The 21,885-nt window shown below is 61.0% G+C and carries 17 protein-coding genes and 10 pseudogenes; 10 read left to right on the top strand and 17 right to left on the bottom strand.

The window, feature by feature from the left end:
* Positions 1-109: 109 nt before the first annotated feature.
* The 4 genes and pseudogenes from EB235_RS32990 to tnpC form a co-directional block, all read right to left on the bottom strand.
* Complete coding sequence (locus EB235_RS32990; protein WP_027033269.1) at positions 110-1,111, bottom strand: tyrosine-type recombinase/integrase; 1,002 nt, start codon at positions 1,109-1,111, stop codon at positions 110-112.
* Positions 1,108-2,031 carry a tyrosine-type recombinase/integrase gene (locus EB235_RS32985; protein WP_027033270.1) on the bottom strand — a complete coding sequence of 308 codons (924 nt, stop codon included), beginning with the start codon at positions 2,029-2,031 and terminating at the stop codon, positions 1,108-1,110. Before EB235_RS32985 ends, EB235_RS32990 begins: the two co-directional genes overlap by 4 nt.
* Complete coding sequence (locus tag EB235_RS32980) at positions 2,028-3,269, bottom strand: site-specific integrase (protein WP_027033271.1); 1,242 nt, start codon at positions 3,267-3,269, stop codon at positions 2,028-2,030. The genes EB235_RS32985 and EB235_RS32980 overlap by 4 nt, the downstream gene beginning before the upstream one ends.
* 183 nt (positions 3,270-3,452) lie before the next feature.
* Positions 3,453-4,039 (bottom strand): annotated as a pseudogene (gene tnpC / locus EB235_RS32975) (IS66 family transposase); the annotation flags it as partial.
* Positions 4,040-4,215: 176 nt separating this feature from the next.
* Between tnpC and EB235_RS35335 the strand changes: the two are divergent.
* The 5 genes and pseudogenes from EB235_RS35335 to EB235_RS32955 all read left to right on the top strand — a co-directional run bounded on the left by EB235_RS35335 (position 4,216) and on the right by EB235_RS32955 (position 7,065).
* A complete protein-coding gene (locus EB235_RS35335) occupies positions 4,216-4,587 on the top strand; it encodes a site-specific integrase (RefSeq protein ID WP_224713154.1) in 372 nt (123 codons plus the stop codon).
* A complete protein-coding gene (locus EB235_RS32970) occupies positions 4,479-4,889 on the top strand; it encodes a hypothetical protein (RefSeq protein WP_082222373.1) in 411 nt (136 codons plus the stop codon). The genes EB235_RS35335 and EB235_RS32970 overlap by 109 nt, the downstream gene beginning before the upstream one ends.
* A pseudogene (locus EB235_RS32965) lies at positions 4,813-5,435 on the top strand (tyrosine-type recombinase/integrase). The gene EB235_RS32970 and the pseudogene EB235_RS32965 overlap by 77 nt, the downstream one beginning before the upstream one ends.
* A 36-nt stretch (positions 5,436-5,471) precedes the next feature.
* The gene (locus EB235_RS32960; RefSeq protein ID WP_202596441.1) at positions 5,472-6,245 is read left to right on the top strand and encodes a tyrosine-type recombinase/integrase; all 774 of its coding nucleotides are present in this window, start codon (positions 5,472-5,474) and stop codon (positions 6,243-6,245) included.
* 4 nt (positions 6,246-6,249) lie between these two features.
* Positions 6,250-7,065 carry a tyrosine-type recombinase/integrase gene (locus EB235_RS32955; RefSeq protein ID WP_063827826.1) on the top strand — a complete coding sequence of 272 codons (816 nt, stop codon included), beginning with the start codon at positions 6,250-6,252 and terminating at the stop codon, positions 7,063-7,065.
* Positions 7,066-7,223: 158 nt separating this feature from the next.
* On the opposite strand, the pseudogene EB235_RS35330 reads toward EB235_RS32955, so the two are convergent.
* Both EB235_RS35330 and EB235_RS32945 read right to left on the bottom strand, forming a co-directional pair.
* A pseudogene (locus EB235_RS35330) lies at positions 7,224-7,352 on the bottom strand (IS66 family transposase); the annotation flags it as partial.
* Between the two features lie 383 nt (positions 7,353-7,735).
* The gene (locus EB235_RS32945) at positions 7,736-8,866 is read right to left on the bottom strand and encodes a GlxA family transcriptional regulator (protein WP_080680522.1); all 1,131 of its coding nucleotides are present in this window, start codon (positions 8,864-8,866) and stop codon (positions 7,736-7,738) included.
* Between the two features lie 726 nt (positions 8,867-9,592).
* Between EB235_RS32945 and EB235_RS32940 the strand changes: the two are divergent.
* The 3 pseudogenes from EB235_RS32940 to istB all read left to right on the top strand — a co-directional run.
* Positions 9,593-9,763 (top strand): annotated as a pseudogene (locus tag EB235_RS32940) (transposase); the annotation flags it as partial.
* A gap of 177 nt (positions 9,764-9,940) precedes the next feature.
* Positions 9,941-11,486 (top strand): annotated as a pseudogene (gene istA / locus EB235_RS32935) (IS21 family transposase).
* 16 nt (positions 11,487-11,502) lie between these two features.
* Positions 11,503-12,278: pseudogene (gene istB, locus EB235_RS32930) on the top strand (IS21-like element helper ATPase IstB).
* Between the two features lie 442 nt (positions 12,279-12,720).
* Here the strand turns inward: istB and EB235_RS32925 are convergent.
* A pseudogene (locus EB235_RS32925) lies at positions 12,721-13,773 on the bottom strand (IS110 family transposase).
* Positions 13,774-13,838: 65 nt separating this feature from the next.
* On the opposite strand from EB235_RS32925, the pseudogene EB235_RS32920 reads away from it, so the two are divergent.
* Positions 13,839-14,577 (top strand): annotated as a pseudogene (locus tag EB235_RS32920) (IS3 family transposase); the annotation flags it as partial.
* A gap of 23 nt (positions 14,578-14,600) precedes the next feature.
* On the opposite strand, the gene EB235_RS35020 reads toward EB235_RS32920, so the two are convergent.
* The 10 genes and pseudogenes from EB235_RS35020 to EB235_RS34995 form a co-directional block, all read right to left on the bottom strand.
* Complete coding sequence (locus tag EB235_RS35020) at positions 14,601-15,566, bottom strand: hypothetical protein (RefSeq protein ID WP_245268891.1); 966 nt, start codon at positions 15,564-15,566, stop codon at positions 14,601-14,603.
* A 48-nt stretch (positions 15,567-15,614) separates the two neighbouring features.
* Complete coding sequence (locus EB235_RS35015) at positions 15,615-16,352, bottom strand: recombinase family protein (protein ID WP_224713156.1); 738 nt, start codon at positions 16,350-16,352, stop codon at positions 15,615-15,617.
* The gene (locus EB235_RS35010) at positions 16,288-16,671 is read right to left on the bottom strand and encodes a recombinase family protein (RefSeq protein WP_224713157.1); all 384 of its coding nucleotides are present in this window, start codon (positions 16,669-16,671) and stop codon (positions 16,288-16,290) included. The genes EB235_RS35015 and EB235_RS35010 overlap by 65 nt, the downstream gene beginning before the upstream one ends.
* Positions 16,661-16,858 (bottom strand): hypothetical protein, encoded by a 198-nt coding sequence (locus tag EB235_RS32910; RefSeq protein WP_027033277.1) that lies wholly within the window; start codon positions 16,856-16,858, stop codon positions 16,661-16,663. Before EB235_RS32910 ends, EB235_RS35010 begins: the two co-directional genes overlap by 11 nt.
* A gap of 1,196 nt (positions 16,859-18,054) precedes the next feature.
* Complete coding sequence (locus tag EB235_RS32905) at positions 18,055-18,351, bottom strand: hypothetical protein (RefSeq protein WP_152536266.1); 297 nt, start codon at positions 18,349-18,351, stop codon at positions 18,055-18,057.
* 460 nt (positions 18,352-18,811) lie between these two features.
* Positions 18,812-19,219 carry a hypothetical protein gene (locus EB235_RS32900; RefSeq protein ID WP_027033280.1) on the bottom strand — a complete coding sequence of 136 codons (408 nt, stop codon included), beginning with the start codon at positions 19,217-19,219 and terminating at the stop codon, positions 18,812-18,814.
* 188 nt (positions 19,220-19,407) lie between these two features.
* Positions 19,408-19,524 (bottom strand): hypothetical protein, encoded by a 117-nt coding sequence (locus EB235_RS35325; protein ID WP_420686455.1) that lies wholly within the window; start codon positions 19,522-19,524, stop codon positions 19,408-19,410.
* Between the two features lie 11 nt (positions 19,525-19,535).
* Positions 19,536-19,793: pseudogene (locus tag EB235_RS32895) on the bottom strand (VirB8/TrbF family protein); the annotation flags it as partial.
* Positions 19,794-19,826: 33 nt separating this feature from the next.
* Positions 19,827-20,294 carry a hypothetical protein gene (locus EB235_RS35000; RefSeq protein WP_224713159.1) on the bottom strand — a complete coding sequence of 156 codons (468 nt, stop codon included), beginning with the start codon at positions 20,292-20,294 and terminating at the stop codon, positions 19,827-19,829.
* A pseudogene (locus tag EB235_RS34995) lies at positions 20,286-20,834 on the bottom strand (methylmalonyl-CoA mutase family protein); the annotation flags it as partial. The pseudogene EB235_RS34995 and the gene EB235_RS35000, both read right to left, overlap by 9 nt.
* Before the next feature lie 366 nt (positions 20,835-21,200).
* Between EB235_RS34995 and EB235_RS32885 the strand changes: the two are divergent.
* Positions 21,201-21,881: a methyltransferase domain-containing protein gene (locus tag EB235_RS32885; RefSeq protein WP_027033282.1), complete on the top strand. Its 681-nt coding sequence runs from the start codon at positions 21,201-21,203 to the stop codon at positions 21,879-21,881.
* Positions 21,882-21,885: the final 4 nt, after the last annotated feature.

Here is a 21,885-nt window from a genome sequence, read left to right as displayed (position 1 = left end):
CCGACTGCCGAACTATGCCGAGCGCCTCTTCCGATCATGGCGGTATGAAGCGCTTTGCCCGCCATTTCGACCAAGAACCGGTCGTTGACACTCGGCATAGTTCTCATGCTCAAAGGGCGTTCAGGAACTCAAGAAGCCGGTCGTTTGGTCGAAATCGTTCGGCCTTTGCGCGTTCGTATGGCTTCAGCTTGGCAAGTGCGGATTCCTTCAGCTCAAGATGTGCGTGAAGATAGGTCAGCGTCGTTTCCATCGCCTCATGGCCCAGCCATAGGGCGATGACCGAACAATCGACGCCCGCCTGCAGCAGCTCCATGGCAGCGCTGTGCCTCAAAACATGGGGCGACACCCGCTTCGAGCGGAGGGTGACGCAGTGTTCGCGAGCCTTGGCGACATATTTGTTCAGCAGCGCCTGCACGCCGTCGGCGCTCAGCTTGCTGCCGTGCATGTTCGGGAAGAGAGCCGTTGCACCCCGCTTCCTGGGCTCGTTGAGCCAGCCCCGAAGGGCTTGCTGTGCAACCTTGGTGAGCGGCGTACTTCGCTCCTTGCGGCCCTTGCCAACGCATCGCACGTGGGCACCGTGCCCCAGCATCACCGAGTGCCGGTCGAGATCGATGATCTCCGAGACCCGCAACCCCGTTTGCGCGGCCAGCAACAGCAGAGTGTGATCACGCCGTCCCAGCCATGTGCTGCGATCCGGACAGGCCAGGATCGCTTCAATCTCGGGCCTGGTGAGAAACTGAAGCTGTCGCTTGTCGCATCGCTTGCTCGGGATCGCGAGCACGCGATGAATCTGGGCGCTATGGGCCGGCTCCTCGAACGACGCATATCTGAAGAAAGACCGAATGGCCGTGAGGCGGAGGTTCCGGGTCCTCACTGAGGCGGATCGCAGTGTCTCGAGGTCCTCCAGGAATGCGCCGATGAAAGGCGCGTCCAAATCCCGCAGTGTCAACTGCGACGGAGACCTGCCAAGGCGTGTCTGCGCGAATGCAAACAGGAGCCGGAAGGTGTCGCGGTAGGAGGCGATGGTGTTGGAGCTTACGCCTCGATGTCGCATGAGCCGATCGGTGAACCACCGCTCGATCAGCACGGCCAGATCGTTCGAGGCACTCATGAGCGAACCTCCCACCGCTCATCCAGCAGTCGCGCGGCATGGGTCATTAGCTCCGGCGCGGCGGATAGATACCAGTAGGTGTCGCGAACATTGGCGTGGCCGAGAAAGGTCGAGAGGACTGGCAGTTCCCGCTCGACATCTTCGCCCGCACGATACCAGTTGGTCAGGGCCTGGACAGCGAAACGGTGACGAAGATCGTGAATCCGCGGACCATTGCGCTGCCCCCGCTGCCGCAGACCGATCTGTCGCGACAGCTGCCAGAACACCCGGTGCACGTATTGGTGCAGCAATCTGCCGCCCTGCTCGGCGACAAAGAAATAGGGGCTACGAGGTGCGACGAGATGCACGTCGCGTCGCGCGGCATAGTCCGACAGCACGGCGACCGTCGTGGCATGGAGCGGGACCAGCCGCGACTTGCCGAACTTCGTCTCCCGAATGGTGAGGATACCTTGGTCGAGATCGACGTCGTCTCGGCGCAGGTCGAGCGCTTCGGAATGGCGTAGCCCGGCGACCGCTATCAATCCGAACAGACAATGATATGTCCAGCGACGCAGGGCGTTGGCCGGCGGCAGCGACAGTGCCGCCGCCAGAAGCGCCGTGATCTCAGCATCGTTATAGATGTAGGGCTTTGCACGCCGCGCCGGCGACACAGCGTCTTGAGGTGGCACTTCCGTCATGGGGTCGAAATGAGCGAGGTGCTGAGCGAAGCAGCGCACATCGGTTAGGCGGATGGACCAACTCGGTTGTTGGCCGATCAACGTCACCCACTTCATTGCCAGCGCCGTGGTGACGGTCTCGGCGCCGCGAGCCTCCATGAAGGTGACGAAATCCGACAACCGTCGAGCGGGGCCATGATACTTGTATCCCAATCCCTGGCGCATGCCCACATAGCGCTCGAGCGCTGTTCGAAGACGGCTCATTGGACACCTCCCGGCCAGGGCAGGCTCAGTTCGCGCAGCTTCTCGATGTCGAGCTTGGCATAGATCCTTGTGCTGTCGATGCTCCGGTGACGAAGCAACTGGCCGATCTCGGCAAAGCTGGCCCCCGACCGCAGCAGGTCGGTCGCAAGGCTGTGGCGGAAGAGGTGCGCGCCGTGGTGCGCATAGCCGTGAATACCCGCCCGCTCGAGGGCCTCCTTCGCGATCATCGTGATGGCGCAGCCTGAGGCAAAGCCGACGTGCGGAGCAAGCATTCGCAGAAATAACCGGCGACACGGTGAAGCCGGCCGCCCATGCCGGATGTAGGCGACGATAGCTGCACCGACGTCGTGGCGTAGCGGCATCATCGCTTGCCGCCGTCCCTTGCCATGGATGAGGACACTGCCCAACTGCCAATCGATATCGTCAAGACTGAGCGCGGCAACCTCGCCGGCGCGCAAGCCCAGCTTGGCCAGCGCCATCAAAACCGCATAGTCGCGAAGCCCCATTGCCGTGGTCAGATCGCAGGCATCGAGAACCACCTGAACCTTCTGTGGTGGCAGGAAGGTTGGTAGGCCAGCAAGCCGCCAGCGACGGATCGACGGCACACAATCGGCCAAGGCCACCGAAATGAAGCCCTTCAGATGCAAATAGCGCAGGAAGGCGCGCACCACCCCGCACATCGCCTTGCCGCTGTCGGCGGAGCCATCGAGAGCATGTCGCTCGACATAACCGATGACGATCTCCGGGGTGAGCGCTGCAAACCCATCTGCGCCAGCCGGACAGACCTCCTGCAGAAATCGGCGTGAGAGCAGCTTGTGGCTTTCCACCGTCGAGGCGGCGAGCCCTCTCTCATTCGTGAGGTAAGCCGCGAACACATCAACAATCTGCTCGTACTCCGTGCGCTCAATCGGAAGGGCGGTTGGTATCAAACCTTCTTGCCGTAACGCGGCAAGCAAGCGCCGGAGCGCCGATCGGTCGCCCGAATCGATGCTCCAGTGTTTGGAACGGTGCTCAAGAAACCGCTCAACATGAACTTCGCTTAAATCCTGGAGATCGTGCCCGTTGCCGACATGCCAGTCTCTCAACTCACGAAATAGGCTTAGCGATCGCCAGGTGCATTGCCGACCGAAGCCTTCGTCCGACAATCTGCCCGCATAAACGCGTGCAAACTCGCCATACGGCCCGTGGATCAGCTTCCGATACAGTGTGCTGCGTTGCAGATAGTCACTTGCGTTCATGTGTCCTCTCCTTCGCGTCTATTGCGACGGAGAGAGCCTAAGCTATGCCGATCCAGCTACCGCTACGTTGAGGAAAGTGTTGGTAAAAACTTGCTCACTCGGCATAGTTCGACGGTCGGCAAAAAGCTGCTTATGCCGCGCGCGGCATAAGCAGGTGGCCAGCAGCGTAGCGATGGTGGCCTATGTCCGCCCGCCGCCGTCGCTGCCAGCGAAGAGGCTGGTCTTTCGTGTAATTGTCTGCGGCCTGATCGCACGTTCGACGGCGTTGGAGTCGAGCTCGATACGGCCGTCGGCGAGGAAGCGCTCGAGCGCGGCACGCCGACCGAGCGCATAGCGGATCGCCTCGGCGGGCTTCGATTTACCCGACAGCTTCGGCAGCTCGTTTTCCCACGGCCTGAAGAGCGCGGCGACGATGGCGGCGGATTTCTCCTGACGCGCTGCTATTCGTGCTGCCGGGTCCTGGCCGGACGGCCTCCTCGATGGCCCACAGCGGGGCCATATGCACCACGGTCTGCGAGGCGATGGTGGACGAGCTCGCGGCATGCAGTTCGTAGAACTTGCGCCGCGTGTGACCAACAGGCCGCGATCGTCACCGCGTCATTGGCCCGATCGGGCTTGGCCAGCCGGTCATAGGCGGCGTATCCGTCGACCTGCAGGATGCCGCGATAGCCGTCCAGATGGCGGGCAACACATTCGCCGGTGCGGCTGTCCTTGAAGCGATAGACAACGATGGGCGGTCCGCTGCCGCCAAAGGGCCGATCATCCCTGTTATGTAGATCTCTCCATAAGCGCGATTATGCGCACCCGTTGATTATGCGCAGCTCACCGGGACAGCTAGCCAGTTTTCTTCGGTAGATCAGTAAGATGGTAGCCGGCATTCGAGCTATGCGATGCGCATAATCCTAGTGCTTCCTTCCGAGCGCACTCAACTCGGTAGGAGATCTACATGCAAAAAGCGATCATCCTTCAGCCACAGCCCCGCGCTTGGTTGGAAGACAGTATTCTTCGGCCCTTTGTTTCGCAGTACGGTGAGCAGTTGCAGCGAAGGCGATATGCGCCGAGCACGCAGCGCGCCTATCTGTGCTGCGTCGCCCACTTCGCCCATTGGCTGACTCAAGAAAGGTACGACCTAAAAGCGATCGGCCAGGGCGCTGTTATGCGCTTTCGGAACACCAGCCGGCGTGCGCCTGCCCCGACCCGGTCCGTCGTTTGCGTCATGAGCTGCAGGCGGCTCTGGGTCATCTTCTCGAGGTGCTCAAAGCTGGCGGCGTGGTGCTCCAGTATCCGGCCCGCAAATCCGCCATCGAACAGGAGCTGACGCGCTTCGATGCCCACATGCGCTACGTCTCGGACAACACGCGTCGGAAGCGTTGCCGAGTGGTCGAAGGATTTCTTGTCGAGCATTTCGACGAGCAGCCGATCTCCATGGCGACCGTCAGCGCCACATCCATCCGCCGCTTCGTCCTTGGCAAACAGGGGCGAAGACCCGCCACCGTCGCCGCGAACGGCGTCATCATTGGTCTGCTATCTGCGCTTCCGCAGCATGTCCGGCGACTGGGTAGGCGATCTGAAGGCCGCGATCCCCAGGGTCGCACACTGGCGGTTGGCATCACTGCCTGAGGTGCTGACCGACGCCGAGATCGACGAACTGCTGAGTTCCTTTGATCAGACGTTCCCGTCGCGCCTGCGGGCTTATGCGATGGTGCGGTGTCTGATCGATCTCGGTCTGCGTTCCAGCGAAGTCGTCAAGCTGCAGCTCGACGACATCAACTGGGCCGGTGGCACGATCAAGCTTGTCGGCACCAAGAGCCGACGCGCCGATGCTCTGCCCCTGCCGTCCGCTACGGGAGCGGCGATTGCGGCCTATCTGCACGAGGAGCGGCCCGCGACGTCGAACCGGGCCATATTTGTTCGCCAGAACCGATTACGACCAAGAGCGTCAAACGCGCGGTACTGGCCGGCTACCGAAGATGTGGATGGATGCGAACCGGCGTCCACATTCTCCGCCACAGCATGGCCAGCCGACTTCTGCGCACTGGCGCGCCGATGAAGGAGATTGCGGACATCCTGCGGCATCGAAGCCTCGATACGTCCGCCATCTACGCAAAAGTCGATCTGACCAACCTTGGAGCCGTGGCCTTGCCGTGGCCGGGGAGCGCGCAATGACCGGCGCGCGCACTGCTCTCACTGGCAAAGGACTATTTGTCCGAACGCCGCGCCCTTGGTTTCGCCCTCAGGATGGAGGGTCATCAAATCACCTCTTTCGCCCTGTTCGCCGACGGGCGCGGCCATAGTGGCCCGCTCACCAACGATATCGTCCTGAACTGGGTGCAAGGCCAGGCCAAGCGGACCAGTCCCTTCTCATGGGCCCGACGCCTCGAAGTCCTTCGCCCGTTCGCGAGGTATCTGGCCCGGCTCGATCCCGACACCGAGTTCCCCCAGACCGCGACCTTTGGTCGTTCACACCGCCGCCTCGCACCGCACATCTATTCAGAGCGGGAGATCTGCGACCTTGTGGCCGCCGCTTGGCGCCTGGGCCCCGAGGGCGGATTGCGGCCGGCAACCTACGCGACAATCTTCGGGCTGATCGCCGCTACGGGTCTGCGCCGGTCAGAAGCACTCCACCTGCGCTGCAGCGATGTCGATCTCGATGGAGTCTTCCTCACGATACGGAACACCAAGTTCCGCAAGTCGAGGCATGTGCCCATACACGCCACCGTCGTAGCCGAGCTACGGCGCTATCTGGCGGTTCGGGCGCGTCATGGTGCGCTTACCGAGGACTCACCCCTATTTCTGTCTCCGGCGGGCGGATTTATCGCCAAGCGGCGCATCAATAAGGCTTTCCAGAAGCTTCGCACCAACCTTGGTTGGACCCGCGCGGGGCGGCCATGGCGCGGTGCGCCTTCACGACCTGCGCCACACTTTCGTTTGTCGTCGTATCCAGCTCTGGCACGAACATGGCGCCGATATCGATAACGCCATGGCGGCGCTCTCGACCTACGTCGGCCACGCCAAGATCTCCGATACCTATTGGTATCTTGCCGGCGTCCCGGAACTCATGGCGATCGCGGGCAAACGGTTCGAGTTCTTCGCCTCTACGGTTGGAGGGATCGTCATGTCTGATTCCAAGCTGACACCGTCCTTCCCCAGCCTGCTTCAACGCTTTTTCATCGCGCATCTCGGCAATCAGCGAGCCGTCAGTTCGCGCACCATCGCCGCCTATCGCGATACCTTCCGATTGTTGCTCGGCTTCGCCGAGGCGACGGCACCCACCCGGCTGACTCTGACCGACCTCGATGCGCAGTTGATCCTCGGCTTCCTCGACCACTTGGAGAAGGAGCGGAGCAACGGCGCCCGCACGCGCAACGCCCGCCTGGCGGCGCTCCGCTCTTTCCTCAAGTATGCCGCCCACTACGACCTAACCGCGCTGCCCGTCATCGAACAGGTGCTAGCCCTTCCGATGAAACGGTTCGACCGGCCGGTCCTGGGATTTTTGTCACGCGAGGATATGCAGGCGATCCTTGACGCACCGGATGCGCGGATCTGGGCGGGTGAGCGGGATCGCGCGCTGTTCAGCATGATGTACAACACCGGCGCCCGCGTGTCTGAAGCCATCGGTCTGCGCGTCGGCGAGGTCGTCGTCGACGGCTCGGCGGTCGCGCACCTGCATGGCAAGGGGCGCAAAGACCGCAGCGTGCCGCTCTGGCGTACGACCGCCAACCCGCCACGACGCACATGTACCTTAGGCGGATCTTGCCATGAAGGAGCGCTACGCTCAACCGACTGTTGCCCATGACGGCCAGTCAAGGCCGATATCGGCCGCCGGACCAGCTCATGCAGTTCCTGTTGAGCCTTTAAGAGTTATGCGCAGTTCGCCTCTTCGAAATAGTCTGGGAAGCCGATGGTTAGCGGGTCCTGTCCCGGTGAGCTGCGCATAATCAACGGGTGCGCATAATCGCGCAGATAGGCCCACGAATAAGCCATCTTGGCCTTACCCGATCCCGGCGCCAGCGTTGGCAGCGTGGTCTCATCGGCAAAGACCCGCTCGCCCTGCTTGATGCGGGTCAGCGCGTACTCGGCCACGGCTCAAGCGTTGCCTGCAAAGGGCCTTCGCCCTAGCCGACGGTATCGAAACCTTCGCCGCCTCGACCATCGCCGGCAAGCGTCGCGCACTGGAGCGAAGTCTGGACGACAACTTCGCCACCACAACGTCGTGCGATCTGGCCCGCGACATCCAAAACAAGTTCAGGCGAGCTCGCGATCAACTTTTGACCTTTGCCCAATGGCCAGGAATGGTCGACGCAACGAACAACGCCTGCGAACGCGCCCTCAACCTATTCGCCGCCGCGTTTCTCGTCTGCCGATGGGCAACAATCCTGATCGGTCACGTTACCGCTCACAACACAGCGACTCCTTCGAGTTAATCGTGCTCAGAGGCTTCGCAGAGAGCCCTTGGGGAGATCTCGCTAGGATGAGCGCTGAGTATTGGAACTCAGTCTAGAAGCGCAAGCAGCAACCTCCGCAATATCGTCGCCAAGTCGGCGATTAGCAGTAGCAGGGATGTGCCCCGGTTTTTCGCCGAGCTGCCCTCCGACGAGCGGATTATACGGGTGATCTTGTCCGACTTCGCGCAAAAACAACCGAGTTTGATGTGGGGCGCAGCCGTGCATGATTCGATAAACTTTCGCGAAATGTGATGCCGAAACGAATCCGCACGCTATCGCTATCTCGATAACTGATAGCCTCGAGGTGCGAAGCAGCAACTGAGCGCGTTCCAGACGAAGTTCTAGGTAGTAGCGGCTCGGAGTACGTCCTAATTCCCGCTTAAAGAGTCGCTCGACTTGGCGGCGCGTAAGTCCAATCGCTGCCACCAATCCATTGATTGATTTGGGGTCGCAGATATGTGCCTCCATCTGATCGATGATTTGGACGACTGCCTTGTGATTGAAACGTATGCGGGAATTTGGGGGGAGGCGTTGACGATCTCCAGCCGAGCGAACACGACATGCAACGGCCTTCTCGCAGATGCGATTTACGACGGCAACTCCATGGTCGCGTCCAACTAGATCTAGAAATGTGTCAAACGATGCGTCTCCGCCAGAGCAGGTATACAGGTCACCGTCTCTTTCAAATGCGGCTTGTGTAGCTATAACGCTTAGAAATTGCTCCTGAAATAGCGGGAATTGCTCCCAGTGCACTGCGCAGCGGCGACCCTCCGCAACCCCCGCTCGAGCAAGGACAAAGGTTCCGCCGCCTATGCCGACGAGGCGTGCGCGACGGTGGCGGCACTCTCTGAGCCAAGCCTCCAACTTGCTGTCATTGCGAGGGAGGGAACGGCCTCCGCACACTATGGCGATGGGAGCTGGAGTTGATCGCAGGTTGCGGTCACGCTCCGAGCGCAAACCCACCGCCGGACTTATGGTAATGCCGCAGCTCGACGTTACCGGTTGTCCGTCACCCGAAACAACCTGACAACTGTAGGCGTTTTGCCCGGTCGCTTCATTCGCCAGCGTAAGCACTTCGATCGCAGAGGAAAAAGCATAGAGTGAGAAGGCCGGAAGCAGATAGAAGTTGCATCTAAAGGATGCCGTCTGCATGTTTCGCATTAGGGCCTCGTTTATCGACACTTCGAGCCTCGCGCGGGTTGAGGTGCGGTCAGTTGTTGCAAAAATGAATGCCTTAGCCACGATCGTGAGTACATTCTTTGTGCCCGGGTAACTCGTTAGGATTGGACAGACGCCACCCCCAAAGGATTGTTCGATGTCCGCCAGGGAGCCTGGTCGCCGTCCCATACGAGGCTTCGATGCAAGAGGCCCTGAGGGTTCGTCCGACGCGAAGTTTTGGAAGCCGCTAGGCAAATGCCGGCAGTCTTAAGCTCGAATAGCCTAGGACCCTATGAGATGTTAGCTCCTCAACTCTGTTCGCTACGGATCTCGACCCCCGCTTTGAGACTGTTAGCCCTCTCCACGTGACAGGCTAATATTATCCTGATCGCAAGCGAGTTATCGCCAAAAGCTGGTACGGCTTGGAATGGGTATTGCAAACGTCGCAGGCCGGCGAGAGACTCTCCCATTATCAGGCGACAGTCCCCTCGGAGGCTGCCGCAAAGATAGCCGGCGGTTGGTGCAGCCGACTCCCAATCAACGACTTCTCCGTTTGGCGATTTTTTCTCAATCTCTCCAGTGGAGATCGGCCAGCGAGCCGATGCCGCGAGAGGTGCTGGCAGAAGTTGCAATCTTACCTTCTCATCGACGGTGTGACCTGCCACTGAGAATTTCCACCATCTGAGATTAGAGTCCGGGCCTTGATTGAAGGACGGACTGATGAAGAGAAAGCGGTTTACGGAAGAGCAGATCATCGCGGTTCTCTGCGCGAGCACGAGGCGGTGCAAAGCGGGCGATCTGGCCCGCAAGCACGGGGTCTCCGAGGCGACGCTGTATAACTGGAAGGCGAAGTATGGCGGGATGGACGTGTCGGACGCCAAGCGCCTGAAGTGCGTGTTTCGGTAATTCCCGGACACCCTTTTCGCTAAATCCCGGACAGTGATTTCAGTAATTCGCGGACAGCGATTCCGCTAAATCCCGGACAGTTTTCGGGAGCGGATTTAACGGTCGGTTCTCGGCTGCGCCGTTCTGGCAGTTTGGCCTCTCACGATGACGTTGAGAGGGGCCATGCCGAGACGGAAGCAAGCGAGACGAACGAGCGTGAGGGATATCCAAGCGATCTTGCGCCTGACCCATGAGCAGGGTCTTTCGGTGCGTGAGGTGTCGGAACGGCTGAAGGTCAGCAAGACGACGGTATCGACCTATTTGCTGCGGGCGCGGGAGGCCGGGCTGGCATGCTGGCCGCTGCCGCCCGGCCACGACGAGGCGACGCTTGAGCGGCTGCTGTTTGGCCGTGCCGGTCGTCCGCCGCAAGACCTGAGCGAACCGGACTTTGCGCTGATCGCCAGGGAGTTGAAGCGCAAGGGGGTGACGCTGACGCTGTTGTGGCAGGAGTATCGCGCCGCCCATCCCGACGGTTACGGCTACACCTGGTTCTGCGAGCACTTCGCCGCTTTCGAGCGCCGGACGAGCGCGACATTCCGCAACCGGCATGCGGCGGGCGCGGATGCAGACGGACTATGCCGGGCAGACGGTGTCGGTGATCGATCCGGCGACCGGCGCCATTTACCCGACGCAGATTTTTGTCGCGGTGCTGGGCGCCTCCAATCTGACCTTCGCCTTTGCCAGCTCTAGCCAAAAGCTGCCGGACTGGATCGAGGGCCAGGTGCGAGCGCTCGCCTTCTTCGGCGGCGTCACCAGAGCGATCGTGTGCGACAACCTGAAGGCCGGTGTCGTCAAGGCGCTGTGGTTCGAGCCGACGCTGAACGCGACCTTTGCCGCCATGGCCGAGCACTACGATACCACCATCCTGCCGACCCGCAGCCGCAAGCCGCGCGACAAGGCCAAGGTCGAGGGCGCGGTGCTGATCGTCGAGCGCTGGATTCTGGCACGGCTGAGGAATCGATCCTTCTTCTCGATCGCCGAGCTCAACGCGGCGATCGCCGAACTGCTCGAGGAGTTGAACAACCGGCCGATGCGCCATGTCGGCCAAAGCCGCCGCGAACTGTTCGAGGAGATCGAGCGGGCTGCCTTGAAACCGCTGCCGGCAGCACCGTTCGAATACGCCGAGTGGAAGTCGGCGAAGGTGCATCCTGACTACCATGTCGAGGTCGACAAGACCTTCTACTCGGTGCCGCACCGGCTGATCGGGCGCACCGTCGAGGTGCGGCTTACTCATCGAGTGGTCGAGATCTTCCACGATCACCAGCGTGTCGCCTGCCATGTCCGTCGCTCGCAGCGTTCCGGCCAGGTCACCGTCAATGAACACATGCCCAAGGCGCATCAGCGCTACGCCAACACCACGCCGGCCAGCCTGATCAGCCGGGCGGCCGGGATCGGCCCCAACGCCGCCATTCTGGTCGAGCGCATGATGCGCGACCGGCCGCATCCGGAACAGGGATACCGCTCGGCCATGGGCATCCTGTCGCTGGCGCCGCGCTATGGGCCGGAGCGTCTCGATGCCGCCTGCGAGCGGGCGCTGCTGATCAACGCGATCGCCTACACCTCCGTCACCGCCATCCTCAAAGCCGGCCTCGACCGGGCCAGCTCCGCAGAACCGGCAAAGCCGACACCCCAGCACGCCAACATCCGCGGCTCCACCTATTACCAGTGAAGGAAAGGAAGAAAGAATGCTGACGAACCCCACCCTCGACCAGATGCAGGCCCTCGGTCTGGCCGGCATGGCCACCGCCTGGCGCGAGCTGGCCGAACAGAACAACGCCAACGAGCTCAGCCGTGACGAGTGGCTCGGCCTGATGCTCGACCGCGAGGTCGCTATACGGGCCGACAAGCGCGTCCGGAACCGGCTCGCCTCAGCCAGGCTGCGCTTTCCCGAAGCCTGCATCGAGGACATCGACTTTGCCGCGCCGCGCGGGCTCGACCGGCGCGGCACCATGGCGCTCGCCCAGGGCGAATGGCTGAAAGCGCATGAGAACCTGATCGTCACCGGCCAGACCGGAACCGGCAAGTCGTGGCTGGCCTGCGCCTTCGGCCGGCAAGCGGCACGGCTCGATCATTCCGTGCTCTATGTGCGCGTGCCGCGCCTGTTCGAGGATTTGGCGCTCGCTCGTCTCGATGGCCGCTTCCCACGCCTCATTGACAAGCTCACCCGCGCGCAACTGCTCATCCTCGATGACTTCGGAACCCACTCCCTCACCGACCAACAGCGCTTCCATCTGTTCGAAATCGTCGAGGAACGCTATCGCCGCAAATCCACCCTGATCACCGCCCAGGTCCCGGTGGCCAGATGGCATGACCTGATCGCAGACCCACCGTCGCCGACGCCATTCTCGACCGGATCGTGCACAACGCCCACCGCATCGTGCTCCAGGGCGATAGCATGCGAAAGCAAAAGGCCGCGCCCCTCTTGACCGGCGTCGAAAACGGCGAAATCAATCATCCATGAATGCAACAAGGCACCCGAGGACCGTCGCCGCCAAACTGTCCCGACATTAGCGAAATCGCTGTCCGGGAATTAGCGGAACCCCTGTCCGGCTTTTGCGAAATGCGCACCTGAAGGCCTTGGAAGACGAGAATGCCAAGCTGAAGAAGCTGCTCGCAGACCAGATGCCTGAAGCCTCGGCGCTGCGTGAGCTTCTGTCAAAAAATGTACGGTCCGCCCGTCCGTGCAAGGGTTCGCGACATCGCCGATGACGATTCCAGTTGCATAAATGTATCCGGCCTCTCGCGAGTGAGCTGCTGTTGCAGCCAGGCCATGATGAGATCCGCGCACGCCGTTCCCAATAAATGGTTCGGGCACGAAGCCCACTTTTTTGCACAGGGCTTACGGCATGCTGATCCATTGTTTCGTCATCACTATTCCCGAGCCTTGCAATCGAGCCGGAGCGTCAGGCGAAAGCAGGGCCCCTGCGTTCGTAGAGCGCTCCCGGCTTGGTCAGGACAACCCAGACAATGCGCGCCATCTTGGCGGCAAGTGCGACAACAGCTTTGTTCGGGTGCATACGGCCCTGCAACCCGTCAAGCCAGCTTCCCAGGCGATCCTGGGTTCGATCCAGGTGACGGAAGCATGATCGCGCGCCATGAACGAGCAGCTTGCGAACGTAGCGGTTCCCGCGCGTTGCTGATACCGAGTAGCTTCTGCTTGCCTCCGGTCGAGTATTCTCGAGGGACCAGCCCCAGCCATGCGGCCAGCTCGCGAGCCTTCTGGAACTGGCATCCGGTGCCGACGGCCGCTAGTAGCGCGGTGGCTCCCAATGCTCCGATTCCGGGGATCGTCATGAGCCGGCGGGCCACATCTTCTCGGTCTGCGATCGCTGCGATCTCCCTCGTCACGTCGTTGATGCGCTGCTCCAACTGGCGCAGATCTGCGAACAGGTCCACGAGCAGTTTGCGCATTGCCGGCGAGAGGTCATTCGAAAGGTCATCGAGAACCAGTGGCAAGTCGAGCTTGAACAGTCCGGCGCCCTGTCTCAATGCGATGCCGTATTCCAGGCAAAATGCTCGCATCTGGTTGATCAGACGGGTTCGCGTGCCGATCATCTGGTCGCGCACCCGATGCAAAGCTTGGAGGTCGGATTGCTCCTCGCTCTTGATCGCGGCAAATCGCATCGTCGGTCGCGTGGCTGCTTCGGCGATAGCAGCGGCATCGATGATGTCGCTCTTGTTCGACTTGACGTATGGCTTCACGAACTGCGCTGGGATCAGGCGACCCTTGTGCCTCAGTGCCTGAAGTCTCCTGGCGATCCATTGCGATCCAGCGCACGATTCCAACCCGACGATTGCCGGCGCTGCCCGCTCAAAGAACTTCATCAACGTATCGCGTCGGAAGCGAACTCGCTGGACGGCTCGCCGTCGCTGTCCAAGCCCACGACGTGGAAGATGTTCTTGCCGATATCGCCACCAGAGACGGCCGCAGGGCGCGGCGCATTGCGTGGGGACATTGCAACCTCCTTTGTTGTGACTGCCCAGATGATGCTGCGGGAGGACGGGGCGGACCATCCCATTAATGGTAGGGCCCGCCGCCAAGCGCGAACCCGTCGCGCATCTGCAGGCCGTCATGGGCCTGTCGGAGCGCCGGCCTGTTCCTTTGTGGGCGCTGATCGCAAGATGATCCGCTACCAGTCCCGGCGTCCGCCCGAGACGGAGCTGCGTGGTCGGCTGCGTGACCTCGCCAACTAGCGCCGACGCTTCGGCTACCGGCGGCTGTTCATCCTGCTCGGGCGCGAGGGCGAGGCATCTGGGGTCAACCGCATCTACCGGCTGTACCGCGAAGAAGGACTGGCCGTGCGCAAGCGACGCTCCAGGCGCCGAGCGGTAGGGACGCGGGCTCCGATCCTGGTCCAGGCGAAGCCGAATGCACGCTGGTCGCTGGATTTCGTGCATGACCAGTTCGCCTGCGGCCGGAGGTTCCGCGTGCTCAACATCGTCGACGACGTGACGCTCGAATGCCTGGCGGCGATTCCGGCCGCCGGGTGGCGCGTGAACTGACGGAACTGATCGCCCACCGCGGCAAGCCGGGCATGATCGTATCCGACCACGGCACCGAGTTCACCTCGAACGCCATCCTCGCCTGGTCGAAGGATCATCGGGTGGAATGGCACTACATCGCGCCGGGCAAGTCGATGCAGAACGGCTATGTCGAGTCATTCAATGGATGGATGCGCGATGAGCTCCTGAACGAGAGCCTGTTCTTCGGCCTGGATCACGCCCGCAGTGCCATCGCTGAATGGACGGGGGACTTAAATCCTGTTTCATAACGCCCATCTGTCTATGTCGTTGAAGTAAATAGGTTTTGTTGATCGGGATGCGATCTTGTGGGGTATTTTGGATTCTGCCGCGCACGATGAACGATGCTCTGAGCCGCCGGTTCGCCGAGCGTTGATCGGCTGAAGATCCACGGGCCATCCGGCAGAGGATGAACGCCTTCGATCTCGCCCGCCTCGGCGGCGAGCCTGAGGGTCTTCGGTGCTACGCCGAGAAGGCGCGCCGCCTTGTTCAGGTTAAGCCATGGCTCTTTGCCGTCCGCCGCTGGCCGGAAGACAGGGATCTTATGATGCGACCTGTGTGCGGTGACCCGTTCGCGTGTCCATCGATTGCCGTGGCCGGTCACCAGTCCATTGCGGTTGAGGATGCCGGCAATCAGATCATCATTGGCGATGAGCACCAGTTGGCGGACGGCCGAGATGATATCGCCGGACGTGCTGTTGCGCTGTCCACGGCGCCGCTTTGGCAGGCGCAGTTCAGTATGGACGCCGCCAACCCAATGGATCAGGAGAACGATATCTGACGCTTCTTCATCGATATCGGCGACCACCTCGTGGATGACGGTGCGCACGATGCGCTTCTTGAGCCTCGCGTCGGTCGTCGGCGCCGACCAGACAGTCTTGAGATCGGCGGCGAGCGCGGCGACGTGTATTGGCGACAGAAGTGATGGTTCCAATGTCGAGCCATCATGCGCGGCAATCCGGCTCTCTATCTCGCCGACACGCGTGAGCGCCCGGTTCCATCGCAACTCCAGTTCCGCCGCGACCAGCCGGTTCTGCGGATCGATGGCGTCGTACTGCCGGAATGCCCGATCAGCGCTGTAGCGTGCCGCCTCGAGATCGCGCACCAGCGCATCACGAACCTGATCGCGGCGACTGGCCGCTTGTGCTTCGGCCTCGACGGCAGCGGTAATCGCTCCCGGCTCGACAACCCGCAGAAGAGCTTCCTCGATGGCGTCGTCGACGCGCAATCCTCCGAATGCGATGCAGCGCGGCTCGCCATTGTCGAGCAAGCCCCGCTAACACGAATAGCGCGGAATGTTATGTTTGGTCCCTGTGTACCGGACCGTCAGCTTGCGTCCACAGCGCCGGCAGCGGACAAGGCCGGCGAGCAGAGCGTTGCCATGCTTGGGCGCCCCGTGATGCCCGCTCGTGGGTACGTTGTCGCTCACCATCTTGCGGATCGCTTCCGCCCGTTCCCAGCCGACGTAGCCTTCGTGTGCACCCGGGATCAGCGCCAGCCATTCATCACGCGCCTTACGGCGGCTGCGCGAGCGAATGGCTGTTGCATCATATCCCGACGCAGCACGAGTCTTACCATAGGCGTAGGCGCCGCCGTAGATCGGGTTCTCGATCATTCGGTGGATGGTCGCATAGCTTGGCCTGCGCCAGACCACATCGCCATTGTTGCGCTTGGCTGGCAAATCCAGCCCATGCTCGAGGAACCAGAGCAGGGCCTGCCGGGCGCTGCCGAGTTCGGCCACCTTGTCGAAGACGAGAATGATGGCGTCCTGGACACGGCGATCGGGATCCTTCTCAAGCCTGTCGCCGACCTTCACGAAGCCGACCGGGGCCGTGACAATGAGCTCGCCGCGCCGGGCCTTCTCGTAGCGTGCCGACAGGGAACGCTGACGCAGAAGATCAAGCTCATATTCGTTGAGGCTGCCCTTCAGTCCCAGCAGCAGCCGGTCATTACCCTGACGCGGCGCATAGACCGTCTCCTGATCGACCAGCACGGTATCGACGACGCGGCACATCTTTGAGTTGCTGCCAGTCACGGCTGTTGCGGGCGAAGCCCGATACTTCCCGCGCCGCGACCGCACCGACCTTGCCGAGGCAGACTTCGGCTACCATTCGGTCGAATCCGGCACGTGTGACGCCGCCTGCGGCAGAGCGGCCGAGATCGTCATCGACCGTCTCGATGCAAGACCAGCCGAGTGCCACCAGGCGATCGCGCATCGCACACTGCAGGGCGCGGCTCTCACGATTGTGCAGAACCTGATGGGCCGAGGATTGCCGCACATACAGGATCGCCTTGCGCTCCAGATGGTGGGGCCGGATCTTCTCATGCACCATGGCGCGCCTCCTCCCGTGGAACGGCGCGCTCGCCGTCGACGTGGTCGAGGATCAGGCGCACCATCAGCGTTCTAAGCGTCAGGCGCGTCTCTTCCGGCAGCGCCTGCCATGGTGGCATCTGCGCGGTCGGCGCATCGTGCGGGTTGGAGAACAGATCGAACTGATATGTCGTGGGCTGGCGCGGCATGGACCTCTCCCCGATTCGCGTCGTGAGGACCCGATGCTGCGCCCGAATCCTCCAATTGCGATGGGGTGTGGGAATTGGCCGTCGCGTCCTGCAGCAGTGTCACCAAGACGCCAAGCGTTCTGGGATCGACATGTGGGGCAGCGGCAATGCGCCACGCGGTGCAGACCGCGCGATCAAACATCCAGGCCGGAACCTCCAGCCACCGATCGGAGGCGTGGCCAGAGAGACTGCAGCGGAAAACCTCCCGGTCAACCTTCTCGATCACCTCATGAACGTGAACACGACGCCTGGCCCAGGGATGCCATGGATAAAGAAGCTCGCGTTCCTCGGTCCCGTGGGGGTTCTCTCGTCGTGTTGTTCAACTCTGCAAGGCCACATTCCTCGCTCGGCTACCAGACCCCGGCGGCCTATGCCGAGGTCATCACCGTAACCGGCTCCGACGCTGCGCTAATCGAAGGCTCCGCGTCTTCGCCGGTTGCTCATCCCGCGCCCCACGGCGTAACAGAAACGGTCCAGGCTCTAATCGCCGCTGGATAAGGTTCAGTGGCAGGTCAGGTGTCCGCGAGTAGCTGGGGCCATATGTTTGATCCCATGCTTTGATTCTACATTTTCTTCCGAGTCGAACGAGGTACTATGGGAAAGTTCTACATGGCCGCGCCACGACGGCAGAGGCAGTCCGTCGAGCAATACAAAATAGTTGTGTCTGGACGGCAATGGGATGGTGCGGGTGCGGTCGCGTCTCCGGCCCGTTGCTGTGATCTTGTGCTCGCTGGCTCTGATGGTATCCGATGATCCTTTGGCCTGATCGAGCGGGCGAGTTCGAAGTCAATCTCGATCGCGCCGACATTCATCGATCCAATGCGTGCGATCGGCCGGGGCGTTCGTGGCTGATTGGAATTGCTCATGCGCGGTAGACCGGCCAAAGGAACCTTGAAATGAGGGTCTTAAGATCGTTGTTGTTGTCTTCATCAAAGACATACAGCAACTCGATCTCGGAAAACGCCAGGGGCTCGATCAACCCCTCAATATTCGCCCCGTCGCGACAGGCATTGCGGAGCAACTTCAATAGCCGTTTGTTGAGGTCCCACGTGTGCGACAAGTAGGAAGCCGCCGATCCAACAACGCGCGGGTGCGATCGGAAAAGCCATTAGCAAGCGCGACGCGACGTAGACGGGGGAGCACATCGGCCACGATCGTTATCGATCTGCCAGATCCCATTGGCTGCACATTATAAGCAGATAAGCGTTGAGTTCGGTTCGTTCCGCCGCCGTTGCGGTAGGGCTCTCGCGGCTGCACGCCTCGACGAATTCGAACGGCGTCGCTTGGTGATCTTTTGAAAAATCGATCAGTCTGGCGGCGTGGCTAACTTCCTTCGAGCCGTTCAGTTCACCGAGACCTTTAGAAATCGCCTCGTTGGTTTTATGCGGAAAAACCCGCCCCCAGAGTTCGTGCAGCGTTTTTTCTGTCGAATGCTTGGCCGCCTCCGCAAACACTGCGCCCATCCAACGATTGACAACTTACTGTGATGTCGCTGACGGCGGGCGCGGCATAAGCGAGCTAATAAAGCGCCGAACGGCCGTTCTGCTCGTGGGCACAGCAAGCAGTTTCAGGACATCATCTAACTCAAGACGCTCGGCGTTAAACGTCTCAATTAAGATCCGGACGCACGTCCTCGACGCGCTGTCATACTCCCGGGAGGTGAAGACCTGTTCAAACGTCTCACCGACCGCCAGGTACCGACGCCGGTGCGCTTGACCTGCCACCCGCTTTCCCACGCGGCCGCGATCGCTTCAAGATATTTGTAATCACCGGTGCGCCGTCGCTTGGAAAGCGCGGTCGGGACCTCTGGCGCCCGAGAGTCGACGAGATACCAGAGCGCGGCCGCAAGGTCGTTTTTCTCATCCCTGGAACCCGATCACGACATGCCGATGTCAACCATTCCAAGCCTCTTCCTCAGCTGGAAGCATTCTGTCGACCAACGCGCCGGATCGACCCCGGCCAGGGGCCGGACGTCCTTGACTGGCCGAGGCTCCAGCCAGGCTTTGAATAGTTCTTCGAGCCCGATAAGACCGACTTCGAAGTTCGATCGCGGTAAGCGCAGATGTGGCGAAGGGCAATCGCGCGTCCGTCGGCTGCAAATTCCTGCACGATCGCACCCTCGAATTCCTCAACCTCGTCCACAACCGGGACCTTGCCCGGCTTAGGCGCAAGCTTGTCGAGTTTCGTCGATAGAATTTCAAGGATGGCGCTGTCGGGAATGGCGCCGTTATTCAGAAGTGCCCAAATCAGCTGTTTGAATTTTCGCTTGTACCCTGTGCGTGTCTCGGGCCTCGCCAGCTTGCCCGCGCCAGGGTGAAGCAAACTCGGTCCGTCATTTCGAGCTCAAATTCGGGATCAGGCTGGTGTCCCGGCGCGCGTCGCGGAAGTCCTCGCCAGAGCGATCCGCAATTAGGAGATGTCGCTGCTCTGCCGCGCCGACCACATTCAGGTGGACGAACCTGACGCCTTCTTAGCAGCGGCTAGTTCGATCCGTGACGGGGAGCGGCTCCCTAGATCGTTCGAGGGCGCGGTGGTGACGCCCTGGCGAACGCTGTCAGCGTTCGACTGGAGCGAAACTCGAATCCCGCGAACGGCCCTCTGCAAAAAGAGCTGTATAGGGCGGCGATCAGGGTCGTCTTGCCCTGACGACGCGGGGATCGGCATACTCGATCTGTTGCGGGAAGCCCGCGCTCGAGGCCGTGCCGAGCTTAAAGACCTTGACGATGTACGGTTCACCATGGTTGACCTGCGTGCTCTGGAAGAGCGCATAGGAAAATCCGATCACCGCCATGGCAATGCCGGCGATGCTGACAAGACGCCAGGCGGCCGCCGCCTTCACATAAGAGCCATAGCGTTCGTTCCGCTCCTGCCGCGCGGCAAGATAAGGGGTTGTCGGGCGGGTTGCCTGAGGCCATGCCGAGTAGTTTCCTCACTTAGTGTCGTCGATCGGCGGACCCGGCCGGAAGGCTGTACGCCCGCCCGATGCCGGCTCTGATCTAGCTTGGCATCGGCAAGCCCCAGGAGAGAGCCCGCAAAGGTGCCGGGCGACGCGATTGCTCTTTCCTTTGCCGCCGAGCCGGCCGCCCATCCGGCGCTGCCGATGAAGCCATATCTCGAAGTGCAGCACCCGCATGGACGAGACCCGCCAGCTCTTGCGTCGCTCGCCGTCTGCGCGCCCTGGACACGGCCCTCGCTCCAAGAATGCGCCGTCTTCGGCGAAGGTTGGGGTCCGCCCGCCCTGCCGGATCGCTCCATGCCGCCGGCGACCGACGCGCCCTGCACGACCCCCTTGGGCGATCGACGGCACATACATCGAGATGATGAAGACCACGACCGAGATGCCTGTGATGGCGAGCGTGGTGATCGGTCCGAGGTCGCGATCGGCGGCCACGGCCATGCTTGCTGCTTCTTGCGGGGTTGGAAGAGCGGCCCCGCGACCAGGTCGAAGCCGAGATCGCCAAACGCAGATGCGATTACTTTGGCGCCCCAGTCACAGGCCATCCTGGCCGAGCTTGGCCACCATCAGCTTCGGTTGACGGCCGAGCGGACGGAAAGGCGGCGCCTTCGAGATCACTTCGGCGTACAGCCGCGTAATCGCCGAAGGCGCGGCGCAAAGTGTTGGAAAATCTCCCCAACCGCCGTGCGAGTGCGCACCGCTTCGATCGCCGCTTTGAGCGTATTGCCCTTGCCATTGGCCGCAGTCTCACCAAGCGCGGCAAGGGCTGCGTCAACGCGCTTGGGATCGCGCTGACGCGTTTTGTTTGTTCTAGACGACGGATCTGCGCGTCTCGCACCGCCGCATTGTCGGACTCAGTCTCCAACCGGTACTTATTGACGCCGACGATCACCTCGTTGCCGAGGTCGATCGCGGCTTGGGGCGCGTCGCCGCCGTCTCGATCAGGTGATTTCGCAGTCCCTCAATGACGGACTTGGTCAATGCCGCCTACCACGAGGTTGGTGGTAGTGTGGCCAACCGGCACGATCCATGGCGAGCACGGGAAGGCGCACTGTTTTTTGACTCCAACGGCTCAACCCGTTGCCTTACAGATATGACATATTTGTTAATATATTTTACGAATATTTCACAAGCAGGCTATAAATATTACCGTACTGTCGCTCTTTGTAGAATTTGTACTACAAAATATACTCATTTTGATGATTGACATCATAATTTATTCTATCCATCCTCGGGCTCTGAGGACTCGAAACTGAATGAGGCGGTTTTTTTACGACTCTGAAGTCTCCCAGACGGTCCTGAGCCGATCGCAGTGTCTATCGTGTCTAGCTCGAGGAGAGCAGGAATATGACGGAAATTGACCGGATAAAGACGAGACTCAAACTTAGCCAACAGCGCACTTTCCCGCTGCGGATGCAGGAATTTGGACTGGACTTGGCCGTTCACGAAGGTGTCTATCCCCCACAAGATTTCCACAGTTGGCGTTGGTATACTGACAATTTTCCTCCCGTTGAAGGAAAAAGCATTTTGGAGATCGGCTGCGGCTTCGGCCTTCCGGGACTATACCTCGCAAAACTCGGCGCTGCGTCGTTGGTTGCCTGTGATATCGATCCTAAGGCGGTCGCGAACGCGTTAGAAAATGCTGCAAGAAACGGCATCAAGAACGTTGAGGTAATCGAAAGCGACATCTTTACAAATGTTCCACCGCACCGAAAATTCGATTTCATATTTTGGAACTATCCGTCGGTCTTTGCGCCGGATGACTACCAGTATGAGGACAACATCGAGCGAGGAGCCATCGACCCGGGTTATGGATTGCTCTGCCGCTATCTATCGGAAGGCCCAAAATTCCTCACAGAGGCGGGCAGCATCCTCTTAGGCTTCCCCGGTGGTGCGCGGGACGATCTCCTCTCGGAAATTATCGGCGCAAACGATCTCACCGCCGAATTTCTCGGGGCCGGCAACCATCCTCGTGTGAGCCAGATCAACAGGATGTTTTCCCTTCGCAAAAGGGGCCTAAGCGTATGACTTC

It is taken from the genome of Mesorhizobium loti R88b (assembly GCF_013170845.1).
GTDB lineage: Bacteria > Pseudomonadota > Alphaproteobacteria > Rhizobiales > Rhizobiaceae > Mesorhizobium > Mesorhizobium loti_B.
The sequence above is the reverse complement of the archived record's forward strand: the minus strand, read 5'-3'. Positions and strand labels throughout refer to the sequence as shown.